At 61.7% G+C, this 10,459-nt stretch carries 8 protein-coding genes; all 8 read left to right on the forward strand.

The window, feature by feature from the left end; genetic code table 11:
• Positions 1–15 precede the first annotated feature (15 nt).
• Entirely contained in the window at positions 16–3,213 is a 3,198-nt protein-coding gene (gene infB, locus ACFCU0_RS06315; RefSeq protein WP_434972816.1) for a translation initiation factor IF-2, read from the forward strand.
• 118 nt (positions 3,214–3,331) lie between these two features.
• The gene (gene rbfA / locus ACFCU0_RS06320; RefSeq protein WP_434972817.1) at positions 3,332–3,748 is read left to right on the forward strand and encodes a 30S ribosome-binding factor RbfA; all 417 of its coding nucleotides are present in this window, start codon (positions 3,332–3,334) and stop codon (positions 3,746–3,748) included.
• A 66-nt stretch (positions 3,749–3,814) separates the two neighbouring features.
• Positions 3,815–4,558, forward strand: coding sequence for a tRNA pseudouridine(55) synthase TruB (gene truB / locus ACFCU0_RS06325; RefSeq protein WP_434972818.1), 744 nt, complete (start codon positions 3,815–3,817; stop codon positions 4,556–4,558).
• Between the two features lie 110 nt (positions 4,559–4,668).
• The gene (locus ACFCU0_RS06330) at positions 4,669–5,622 is read left to right on the forward strand and encodes a bifunctional riboflavin kinase/FAD synthetase (RefSeq protein ID WP_434972819.1); all 954 of its coding nucleotides are present in this window, start codon (positions 4,669–4,671) and stop codon (positions 5,620–5,622) included.
• A 128-nt stretch (positions 5,623–5,750) separates the two neighbouring features.
• A complete protein-coding gene (gene rpsO / locus ACFCU0_RS06335) occupies positions 5,751–6,017 on the forward strand; it encodes a 30S ribosomal protein S15 (RefSeq protein WP_434972820.1) in 267 nt (88 codons plus the stop codon).
• Between the two features lie 352 nt (positions 6,018–6,369).
• The gene (pnp, locus tag ACFCU0_RS06340; RefSeq protein WP_434972821.1) at positions 6,370–8,511 is read left to right on the forward strand and encodes a polyribonucleotide nucleotidyltransferase; all 2,142 of its coding nucleotides are present in this window, start codon (positions 6,370–6,372) and stop codon (positions 8,509–8,511) included.
• 276 nt (positions 8,512–8,787) lie between these two features.
• On the forward strand, positions 8,788–9,789 hold the full coding sequence (gene galE, locus ACFCU0_RS06345) for a UDP-glucose 4-epimerase GalE (RefSeq protein WP_434972822.1): 1,002 nt from the start codon (positions 8,788–8,790) through the stop codon (positions 9,787–9,789).
• Positions 9,790–9,839: 50 nt separating this feature from the next.
• The coding region (locus ACFCU0_RS06350; protein ID WP_434972823.1) for a segregation and condensation protein A at positions 9,840–10,459 on the forward strand (620 nt) is incomplete at its 3' end.

The following is a 10,459-nucleotide window of genomic DNA, read 5'->3' on the forward strand; positions in this document are numbered from 1 at the left end:
ACAGAAAACGACTACATGGCGACGACTGAGCAGAAAAAGTTTAAAAAGAAAAAGCTATTCAAGGTAGCGCGAGAGCTGAACGTCTCGACGGATCGCGTCGTCGAGTTCCTCGAAGAGGAAGGGTTCAGCGACGCGTTGTCGGGGAATGGGTTTAATGCGTCCATCGTGGACGAGGAGGCGTATCTGGTCCTTCGGCAGGAGTATGCCGATGACGCAGAGGCTGCCGAACGCGTCCGTGAGCTTCGCCAGGACAAGGCGACCGAGGAGGAAGACGTCTCGCGGGACGAGGTGGCCAAACTGGACGAAGAGGTCGACGAGGCGCCGGATGCCGCGGAGATCGCTGCCGAACCGGGTGACGAGTCCGACGACGATGTGGCCGAGGCCGAGCCGGTCGACGAACCGGTTCAGGAGGACGTCGATGACGTTGACGCCCCGACGGCGGATCTCTCGGATACCGATGAGCCCGTAGCGGAGGCAGACCACTCCAACGCGACGGACGCGACAACCGAGCCGTCGGGTGAGACGGAAGCCAAACCCGCCGAGGCAACGGCTGAACCGTCCGGTGACGGACAGGTCGCCGAAGCCGAAGAGCCGGAAGCGGTAGAGACATCTGCTGAGCCCAGCGATGCATCCGATGCCGTGGCCGAGGATGAGCCGCCTGCGGATGTGGATACTGAAGCCGATACCGAAGCGGTAGCGGCGGACGCTGATGGCGTGGACGCTGAAGCATCAACCGACGTCGAAGCGGAGGAAGAAGCTGCGGATACTGCAGACGCCGAGACGGCAGCCGCCGACACGGCAGCCGCCGACACGGCAGACACCGACAGTGAAGCCGCCGATGCAACGGCCGACGCGGAACCTGAAGCGGAAGCGGATGCCGAGGCAGCAGAAGCGTCCGCGGATGCTGCCGGCGACGCGGATGAGGAGACGGAGCCGTCCGCCGAAGCCGACGGTGCCGACGAGATCGATCCGAATGCTGCACCGACGACCGATACAAAGGCTGAGGCCCGCGTAGAGATTGCCGACGCCGATCCGGAGGATATCGAATCGATCGAGGCCAGAGAGGGCGCGGAGAACAAATCCGAGACCCTGAAGGCGGACCGATATCGACTTTCCGGGACACAGGTTGTTGGTAAGGTCGACCTTACGCAGATTCAGAGTCGGAAGCGTAAGCGGAAGCGGAAGAAGAAGTCGAAAGACGACAGCGACTCGAAGAAGCAGAGCCGCAAGGACCGCAACAAGAAGCGCCAGAAGAAAAAGAAGAAACAGAAGCGCAAGAAGCGGAGCCGCAACCGTGGCGTCGACGAAGAAGACGTCGAGCAGACGATTCAGGAGACGCTTCAGGAGCTGGAGCAGGGCGCAAGTCGTGCCCGCCAGCGCCGTCGCCGTCGCCGTCGCCAGCGTCACGAGGAAGAGCGCGAGGAGCGCCGCCGTCGGAAGAAGGAGCAGGAGGGTATTCTGCGCCTGACGGAGTTCGTGACGACCGGAGAGCTCGCGAACCTGATGGGCGAGCCCGTTGGAGACGTCATCTCGACGTTGTTCGACGCCGGCATGATGGTGTCGATCAACCAGCGTCTGGACCGCGAGACGATTGAGTTTGTCGCGGCGGAGTATGACATGGAGGTCGAATTCATTGACGAATTCGGCGACCAGGCGATTAAGATCGAGGATGACGATCCGGAAGATCTGGATCCGCGTGCGCCGGTCGTGACCGTCATGGGTCACGTCGACCACGGGAAAACGTCGCTTCTCGACTATATTCGCAGCGCGAACGTGGTAGCGGGCGAGGAGGGAGGCATCACGCAGCACATCGGTGCTCACCGTGTCCGTCTACCCGACCACGAAGACGAGGCGATCACCTTCCTCGATACGCCGGGACACGAGGCCTTCACGGCCATGCGTGCTCGCGGCGCGAAAGCGACGGACATCGTCGTCCTCGTTGTGGCAGCCGACGACTCGGTGATGCCGCAGACGATCGAGGCCATCAACCACGCCCAGGCGGCGGATGTGCCGATTGTCGTGGCGATTAACAAGATGGATAAGCAGGAAGCCGATCCGCAGAAGGTAATGGCGGAACTGGCCGAGCACAACGTGCTCGTTGAGGAGTACGGCGGTACGGTGCAGGTAGCGAAGGTATCTGCCGAGACCGGCGAAGGCATCGACGACCTGCTCGATAAGATTATCCTCCAGTCGGAAATCATGGAGGTCACCGCGAATCCGGATCGCGATGCGTCCGGGGTTATCATCGAGAGCCGTCTTGAAAAAGGACGAGGCAACGTGATCACGGTGCTCGTCCAGCGCGGGACGCTCGAGGTCGGTGACCCGTTCGTCGCCGGGATTTACAGCGGTTCGGTTCGTGCCATGTTCGATGAGCGGGACAACCGCGTCGAAGAGGCCGGCCCGTCCACGCCCGTACTCGTCCTCGGTTGCGACGGATCGCCGGAGGTCGGCGACCAGTTCGTCGCGCTCGAAGATGAATCCGAAGCGCGCGAAATCGCAAATGAACGTCAGCGCATTCACCGGGAGCAGGAGCTGCGCCGCAAGAGCCAGGTATCGCTCGAGCAGATCTCCCGTCGCATGGCGGAGGGCGAGTTCCACGAACTCAACCTCATCGTCAAAGCCGACGTGGGTGGCTCGGTCGAGGCCCTCTCCGACGCGCTACTGAAACTGAAGACCGACGAGGTTGCTGTCCGCATTATCCACAGCGGTGTGGGCGCCATTACGGAGTCCGACGTCATGCTTGCGCGTGCTTCGGATGCGGTGATTCTCGGCTTCCAGGTCCGACCGACGCGCGGTGCCCGACAGGCTGCCGAGCAGGAGGAGGTGGATATTCGGACGTACTCGATCATCTACGATGCGATCGAGGACGTACACGACGCGCTCGAAGGCCTGCTCTCGCCGGAAAAACGCGAGGAGGTCAAAGGGCACGCCGACGTGCGGGATATCTTCAAGGTCCCGAACGTGGGGACGGTCGCCGGTGCATACGTCACCGACGGCACGATTACGCGGAACCATCGCATCCGCGTGATCCGCGAGGGAGTCGTCACCTACGAGGGCGGCATCGGATCGCTCAAGCGCTTCAAGGAAGACGTGAAAGAGGTGAAGAGCGGCTTCGAATGTGGTATCTCCGTTGAGAACTTCAACGATATAAAGGTCGGCGACGAACTCGAAAGCTATGTCGTTATCGAGGAGAAGCGGACCCTCGAAGTCTAACACCATCAGGTACGGATGTCCGGGCGCGCTGCCAGTACCGGCGGTGCGCCCGTTTCCGTACGTGCCAGGCTTTGCTTTCGCCGCATCTCGACCCGTCTCATCGAATCCTTTTTCCACTATGAGTATTCGCACCGAACGTGTGGCCGAGCTCGTCCAGCGAGAGGTCGCGCGGATCCTGCAGCGCGACTATGCGGATCAGTTGCAGCCGATGGTGACCATCACGAATGCTCGCGTCACGGGCGACCTGTCTACTGCGTATCTGTACGCGAGTGTGATGGGGGACACCAGCGCGAAGCGCGAGGCCACATTCAAGCAGCTGAAGACGCTGACGCCCGAGATTCGCGAGAAGCTGGCCACCCGGATCCGGCACCAGCTCCGCACGATGCCGGAAATCCAGTTCTTTCTCGACGAGTCCCTTCAGAAGGCGAAGAAAATGGAGAACCTGTTCGACCGGATCCGCGAAGAGCGCGAACGCCGTGAATCGCGTACGGAGCCGGTGGACGCGCCCCCGGCGGACGACGAGTCGGACGCCTGATCGCCTCGGCAGCGTCGGTGTCCCTGCCGGCACTCCGTTCTTGATTCACCTGTTCCCCGTTTGCCCGTGCCACCGGCATCCGCCCACCGTACGATCGATCCAGATCTCGTCTTCGAGCCACCGCATCTGCCAGACGATATCAGCGCCGGTGCTGTATTCCCGATCGATAAGTCTGCCGGACGGACGTCGTTCGACGTTGTCCGCGATGTTCGCCGTCTTACCGACCACAAAAAGGTCGGTCACGCCGGGACGCTGGACCCGCTGGCGACCGGGCTGCTGATTGTCCTCGTGGCCCGCCCGGCGACCCGTCTGCAGGATGCATTCATGTTTCTGCAGAAGACATACACGGCTACCATTCGCCTGGGAGAATCGACGCCGTCGTATGACACCGAAACCGATGTCGTGGAAACGCATGACCCGTCGCACCTGACCGACGACCGAATCCGAGAGGCGGTGCTCTCGTTCGTCGGCGACAGTGAACAGGTACCGCCGATGTACTCTGCGGTGAAGATTGACGGGGAAAAGCTCTACAAGAAAGCACGGCGGGGCGAAGACGTAGATCGCCCGCCTCGCCCGATCACAATCTATGACGCGACGGTGACCGGCATTCGCGGAGCAGACGTTGACGTGCACATCGAGTGTTCGAAGGGCACGTACATCCGGAGCCTCGCGCGCGACCTCGGTGCGGCGCTCGGGGTGGGGGCGCATCTGACGGCGCTTCGCAGGACCGCGATTGGTTCCTACACTGTCGAGAACGCCTGGACGCTCGATCGCCTCCGGGAGGTGCTATCGGAGCCGTCAGGTCGCTGAGGTCTTCAGCTCACTAAGGTGCCCGATGCCGCGGTGTGCTCCGGCGTTGTGCCCCCATCGCGTCACCCCATCACTCGTTTGACGACATCCCCTTCTTCCCCTCAGCGCGCATGAAGCGTGAAATCGGCTGGGACCACATTTCCCGAGATGACACGTCGGTTCTGACGGTCGGTACGTTCGATGGCGTACACCGCGGCCATCAGGCGATCATCGATTATCTGGCCGATCGTGCCGGAGAGCGCGGCGGCACGGCCACGGTCGTCTCATTCGATCCCCACCCCCGATCCGTCGTCAATGACCTGGACGTCGACCTGCTCAGTACGTTGACGGAGCGTGGGGATCTTCTCGAATACTACGGTGTCGATCGATTCGTCGTCATTCCGTTTACAACGGCGTTTGCCCACCTGCCGCCGGTCGAGTATGTCGAGGATATCCTCGTGAGTCGCATCGGGCTGGCAGAGATCACCGTCGGGTACGATCACGCCTTCGGTCGAAACCGGGAAGGGGACGTGGACCTCTTACGGCAACTCGGGGAAACGCATGGATTTGATGTCGACGTTATCCCGGCCCAGCAAGTCGGGACGAATATCGTGTCGTCCAGCCGGGTGCGGGCGCTGCTGCGCGATGGTGACGTGCGGCACGCGTCCGAACTGCTCGGCCGCCCGTACGCCCTGCGGGGAACGGTGGAAGAGGGGGAAAAACGGGGGCGGCAGATCGGCTACCCGACGGCCAACCTTGACATTTCCGATCCGCGGAAGCTTGTCCCGAAGATCGGCGTGTATGCCGTCCGTGTTCACCGGTCCGCGACGGGAGAGACGCTCGCCGGTATGATGAATATCGGTCGCCGGCCGACGTTCGACGGGATGGACGTGACAGTCGAGGTCCATGTGCTAGATTTTAGCGCAGATCTCTACGAGGAAACCCTTCGCGTTGAATTCCTGCGAAGACTTCGCAATGAAAAGAAATTCGGCTCGGTAGACGAGCTTGCCGCGCAACTTTCACGGGATGAAAACCATTGCAGACAAGTCATTGAGGCAGGGGACTTCCCCGACCCGGTCGATTGAATCCGTCCAGCGCGACACGACGTCCGGTCGAATGCGAGTGTCCGCCTGAGCCGCGCAAGTCACCTCATCGAGGGGTGCCGCGGATTCTTCTTTAGCATGATAACATCTAAAGAGGTACACCTGAGCGTATGATTACGAAAGAAGAAAAGCAGCAACTGGTGAGTGAGTTCGGGAGCGGCCCGAACGATACCGGAACCCCCGAGGTGCAGATTGCCATCTTCAGCAAGCGCATTGAGCGGCTGACGGATCATCTGAAGAACCATCCGAAAGACTTCTCGACGCGACACGGGCTGCTAAAGCTCGTTGGAAAGCGTCGTCGACTCCTGAATTACCTCCAGGACGAGGACATCGAGCGCTACCGCGCCATCATTGCGGAGCTCGGTCTCCGGAAGTAAGAGTACTGCGTACGGCGTCTTCCTCCGGGAAGGGGCCGTTCGCTGTTTCTGGCGCCAATTGGAGGCGCGGCAATCGATGACCGAGGTTGTCGAGCCCGCTTCTGAGTGGAGCCGTAGGCCCGAACGCGTGCCGGCACCGCCTCTGCGAAAGAGGCGAGAGCGGCTCACGAGCGTTCGAGTGCCCGGCCGCGCGGTCGACTCCCACGTCGATGTAGATGTTCGAGCGGAGTCTCGCGCCGGCTGTGTTGTTGCGACCTCGCACGTGTGAGGCCGCCTTTCGCGAGATCGATCGTCGAAACGGTCGACCGATCGCGATCGATCGATATTTTGTTGAGAACGAGAACAGACGAACATGCCTTTAGAAGCAACGACCCGTGAGATTCAGTACGCGCCGGGTAAAACGATGACCCTCGAGACGGGCAAGATGGCCCGTCAGGCCAACGGCAGCGTCGTGGTTCGCATGGGCGACACGATGGTGCTTTCGACCGCCACGCTGAGCGATAGCGTGCGCGAAGGGTCCAACTTTTTCCCCCTCACGGTCGATTACCGTGAGAAATTCGCCGCCGGAGGTAAAGTCCCGGGCGGTTTCATCAAGCGAGAAGGGCGTCCAACCGACAAAGAGACGCTCACCGCACGGCTTGTAGACCGTGCCATTCGCCCGCTCTTTCCCGACGGGTTCTATCACGACGTTCACCTGGTGAACTTCGTGATCTCCGCCGGAAAAGAGTACGACGCCGACATTCTCGCCGGCGTCGGATCCTCTGCAGCCCTCGCCCTCTCGGGTGCCCCGTTCCAGGGCCCGATCGCTGAAGTGCGCGTCGGCCGCGTGGACGGCGAACTGATTGTCAACCCGACGCTCGAACAGACGAACGCGTCCGATCTGGACCTGCTTGTTGCCGGTAAGATGGACTCGCTGGTAATGGTCGAGGGGGAAGCCCACGAAATCAGTGAGGAGACGATGATCGACGCTCTGGACGTCGCTCACGCCTCGATCAAGAAGCTGGTGGAAGGCCAGAACGCCCTCGTTCAGGACTTCGGCCAGGCGAAACCGTTTGAGTGGGAGCAGGACATTGTGCCGGAGGCGCTCGTTGAGAAAGTCGGCGAGCAATTCGGCCAGCGCGTCGCCGATCACATCCGGAAGCCGTACGATAAGAAGTCGTTCTACGGCGGCCTCGATGCGATCAAGGACGAGGCGGTTGATACGCTCCTCGGCGACGAGAAAGAAACGCCGGAAGGCTACACACGCGGTGATATCCGGGATGCTGTCGGCAAGGTGCAGAAAACGGAGATGCGGACAATGATCCTGGAGGATCAGCGCCGGATCGACGGCCGCAACTACGACGACATTCGGGAGCTGACGACCGAGGCCGGTTTGCTGCCCCGCGTTCACGGCTCCGCGCTGTTCACACGCGGCGAAACGCAGGTTCTCGGGTCCGTGACGCTGGGTACGTCAAAGGACGTGCAGCCCGTCGACGAGGTCTTCACCGACATCGACAAGAGCTTCTTCCTCCACTACCGCTTCCCACCGTTCTCGGTCGGTGAAGCCGGTTTCCTGCGGGGACCGAAGCGTCGCGAGATCGGCCACGGCATGCTCGCCGAGCGTGCCCTGAGCCCGGTCATTCCGGACCAGAACGACTTCCCCTACACGATCCGTGTGAACGCGGAGGTGACGGAGTCGAACGGTTCCTCCTCGATGGCCAGCGTGTGCGCCGGAAGTCTCGCGCTCATGGACGCGGGTGTGCCGCTCAAGAAGCCGGTCGCAGGAATTGCGATGGGCTTGGTGAAGCGAGGCGACCAGACGGCGATCCTGACGGACATCCTCGGCCAGGAAGATCATCTGGGCGACATGGACTTCAAGATCACCGGCACGCGCGATGGCATCACGGCCTGCCAGATGGACATCAAAATCGCGGGACTTGACCGCGACGTGATGCTCACCGCGCTGAAGAAGGCGCGCGAGGCGCACATGAAGATCCTGGAGCACATGGAGTCGACGCTCGGCTCTGCACGCGAGGATCTCTCGCCGTACGCACCGCGCCTGACGAAGCTCACGATCGATCCGGAGCACATCGGTGCTGTGATCGGTCCGGGCGGCAAGGTCGTCAAGAGCATCCAGAAGGAAACCAACACGGATGTGACGGTCGACGAAGAAGACGGCGTCGGCCTCGTCACCATCGCGGCGACGAATCAGCAGGATGCGGAGGACGCCATCGAGCGGATCAAGCAGATCGTTGCCGTGCCCGAGGAAGGTGAAGACTACGTCGGAACGGTGAAGACCATCCGCGACTTCGGCGCCTTCATCGAGATTATGCCGGAGAAGACGGGACTGCTGCACGTCTCGGAAATCTCCCATGAGTACGTGGAGAATGTCGAAGACCACCTGAAGGTGGGTGACAAGGTCAAGGTCCACCTCCTGGAGGTTCGCGACGACGGCAAGCTCCGCCTGACGCGCAAGCCGTTCCTGTCGAAGGAAAACGGCAAGGACAAGGAGTGATGCATCCGCCCGGCCACTGCCGGTTGTGATACCAGACCCACGCGGCGAGACGCGGCCCTTCGGCTGGCGTCTCGCCGCGTTTGTATTTCAGGGAACCGGGGCTCTCGACACGCCGCAAAACCGGCGGCGCCAACAGGGGAACACGGATCCATTGGCTCCCAGCGCCCGCTGTGCCCTTCAGGTGAATTCGGCCGCCTGGATTGACCCTTCAGCCCGTGAGGTGCAGGTTGTATTCTCTGAACCGTTTGCCCTCATCGACGCCCGACCGATTCCTCCATGAGCATCCTCGTTACCGGCGGAGCCGGATATATCGGGAGTACTGTCGTTCGAGAACTGGCCCGGCAGGGAGAAGACGTAGTGGTGTTCGACAACCTGTCGCAGGGGCACCGGCGCGCGGTGGCGGAAGAGGCCACGCTCGTCGTCGGCGACCTGCGCGACCAGGACGCGATCCAGTCCGTCTTTCGGACCCACGACATCGACGCAGTGATGCACTTCGCTTCCCACACGCTGGTGGGAGAGTCGATGAGTGATCCATTTCTCTACCTGGATACCAACATCCGGTGCGGCCTGAATCTCATGAAGGCGGCCCTGGAGCACGGTGCCGATCGCTTCATCCTCTCGTCCACGGCCAACCTGTTCGGTTTGCCGGGCGAAATGCCCATTACCGAGGAGACGACCATCGATCCTGGGAGCCCGTACGGGGAGTCGAAACGCATTCTCGAACGGTATCTCTACTGGCTCGATCGCACGCGTGGCATGACGTTCGCCGCGCTTCGCTATTTCAACGCGGCCGGCGCTGCGGGGCCGCATCACGGCGAGGACCACGATCCGGAAACCCACCTCATCCCGATCGTGCTCGAGGTCGCGCTTGGCCAGCGGGAGGAAATCGTGATTTTCGGCGACGACTACAACACGCCGGACGGCACCTGCGTGCGGGATTACATCCACGTGCTGGATCTTGCACAGGCGCACATTCTTGCGCTGCGAGCGCTCGAAGACGGAACGAGCCGAGTCTACAACCTTGGCAACGGAAATGGCTACAGCGTTCGGGAAGTGATCGAGACGGCCCGGACGGTGACCGGACGCGACATTCCCGCCCGCATCGGCGATCGTCGCCCGGGCGATCCGGCGAAGCTTATCGCGGATGCCGGCCGTATTCGTGGCGAGCTCGGCTGGGACCCCGAGTATCCAGCACTGGCGGACATCATCTCCACGGCATGGAAGTGGCACGTCAACCACCCGGACGGATATGACTCCGTCGACGCCCGCCCGGCCTGACTGTGGCTCCTGCACCGTCTCTGCGTCCTCCGAAGTGACCCCCGGCGCTCATGTATCGCGTTTCGCTACAGCAGTTCGAAGGTCCGATGGACCTCCTGCTGTTCTTTATTCGACGGGATGAACTCGACATCTACGACATCCCGATCGCTAAGATCGCGGATGAGTACCTGGCGTACGTCCGGCTTCTGGAGGAGATCGATCTGGACGGGGTGGCAGATTTTATCTACATGGCGGCGCTCTTGATCAATATCAAGGCGCGCATGCTGCTACCGACGGAGGCGACGGACGAGGACGGGGAAGCGGTCGACCCACGCCGCGAACTCGTCGAACGGTTGCTGGAATATGTCCGATTCAAGGAGGCGTCCGACCAGCTCGATCAGAGGCAGGAGGCGGTTCACGAAATGTATCCCCGAGGCGAAGCCGCCAGTGACCGGGACGAGATCCAGGATTCCCACGACGTGGACATTGACAATTCCGTCTACGACCTGGTGAAGGCCCTCGGCCGAATGCTCCAGCAGGCCGAAGAGGAGGAGGAAACCGTCCACGAGGTAGAACCGCTGCGGTACTCGATCGAGGGGCAGCAGGAGTTTGTTCTGGAGCGTCTCCTGTCCGAGCCGCGGGTGCGGTTCAGCGAGCTGTGCCGGTCCCGGTCGAAGGCGTTCATCATCGC

The organism is Longibacter sp. (assembly GCF_051155795.1).
Taxonomy (GTDB): domain Bacteria; phylum Bacteroidota; class Rhodothermia; order Rhodothermales; family Salinibacteraceae; genus Longibacter.

Bases quoted from the DNA above. Each gene is read 5' to 3' on its own strand.
- infB (WP_434972816.1), top strand. From the start codon at position 16: ATGGCGACGACTGAGCAGAAAAAGTTTAAAAAGAAAAAGCTATTCAAG.
- rbfA (WP_434972817.1), top strand. From the start codon at position 3,332: ATGAGTATTCGCACCGAACGTGTGGCCGAGCTCGTCCAGCGAGAGGTC.
- ACFCU0_RS06330 (WP_434972819.1), top strand. From the start codon at position 4,669: ATGAAGCGTGAAATCGGCTGGGACCACATTTCCCGAGATGACACGTCG.
- rpsO (WP_434972820.1), top strand. From the start codon at position 5,751: ATGATTACGAAAGAAGAAAAGCAGCAACTGGTGAGTGAGTTCGGGAGC.
- pnp (WP_434972821.1), top strand. From the start codon at position 6,370: ATGCCTTTAGAAGCAACGACCCGTGAGATTCAGTACGCGCCGGGTAAA.
- galE (WP_434972822.1), top strand. From the start codon at position 8,788: ATGAGCATCCTCGTTACCGGCGGAGCCGGATATATCGGGAGTACTGTC.